The sequence below is a fragment of the Micromonospora sp. NPDC050795 genome (assembly GCF_044456785.1).
Taxonomy (GTDB): domain Bacteria; phylum Actinomycetota; class Actinomycetes; order Mycobacteriales; family Micromonosporaceae; genus Micromonospora.
The window spans coordinates 1-1096 of sequence record NZ_JBITGE010000130.1; the positions used below are offsets into that span (position 1 = coordinate 1).

The 1096-nt window shown below is 67.5% G+C and carries 1 protein-coding gene; it reads right to left on the reverse strand.

What is annotated here, in order from left to right; genetic code table 11:
- A partial coding sequence (locus ACIBEF_RS32610) for an IS481 family transposase (protein ID WP_396797269.1) occupies positions 1-985 on the reverse strand: 985 nt, incomplete at its 3' end.
- Positions 986-1096 lie beyond the last annotated feature (111 nt).

Genomic DNA, 1096 nt, shown 5'->3' on the forward strand with positions numbered 1-1096 from the left:
TGTTCTGTCCAGAGAGGTTGGGGACGCGGCTGGCGGGTGGGCCGCCGATTGCGGTGTGGTGGCGGTGGTGATTGTAGGCGTGGAGCCAGGCGGGTAGGGCTGCTCGTCGGGCGGTCTCGGATCGGTAGGGCTTGGCGTAGGCCCATTCGTCGGTCATGGTGCGGTGGAAGCGCTCGACCTTGCCGTTTGTTTGTGGTCGGTAGGGGCGGGTCTTCTTGACGGTGACGCCGAGCTGGGTGCAGGTGTCGTGCCAGAGGCGGGACTTGTAGCAGGAGCCGTTGTCGGTCAGGACCCGGCGGACGGTGATTCCAGTGGAGCTGAACCAGGTGTGGGCGCGTTGCCAGAACGCGGCTGCGGTTTCTTGACGTTCGTCGGGCAGGATTTCGGTGTAGGCCAGCCGTGAGTGGTCGTCGATCGCGGTGTGCAGGTAGGCGTAGCCGAGTCGGGCGCCGCCCCACGCGTCGGTGGTGTGTGCGGGGGTGGCGGTGCGGTTGAGTTTTCCCTGGGCGCGGCCTTGGGTGCGCCAGCCGCCGCCGTCGGGGATGTTGCCGAGCTTCTTGATGTCGACGTGGACCAAGTCGCCGGGATGGGGGTGTTCGTAGCGGCGGATCGGTTCTCGGGTAGCCCGGTCGAGATGGGCCAGGCGGGTAACGCCCGCGCGGCGCAGGATCACGTGGCACGTGGAGGCGGGCAGATCCAGGCGTCCGCCGATGCGCGCGGGTCCCCACCGTCGACTGGTGCGTAGATGCAGCACCTGGCGTTCTACCTGGGGGCGAGTGCGGTTCGGGCTGTGGTGTGGCCGGCTGGAACGGTCTTTCATGCCCGCGACGCCCTCGACGCGGTAGCGCTCGGACCAGCGTTTCGCGGTTGTCGGGCTGACCTGGAACCGTTCCGCGGCCCGGCGCAGCGGCCACTCGTCGTCGACGACGCAGCGGGCCAGACGCAGTCTGCCGCGTTCGGTCAGGGGTGCATTAGCGTGAGTCACGAGGACCTCCCGGGTGATGCGGAACCTTCGACAAGCTCCACCTCACCCGGAGGTCCTCACCCATTTCAAGATCTACGCCCCGTCACCAACGTCCATGGACAGAACACCTAG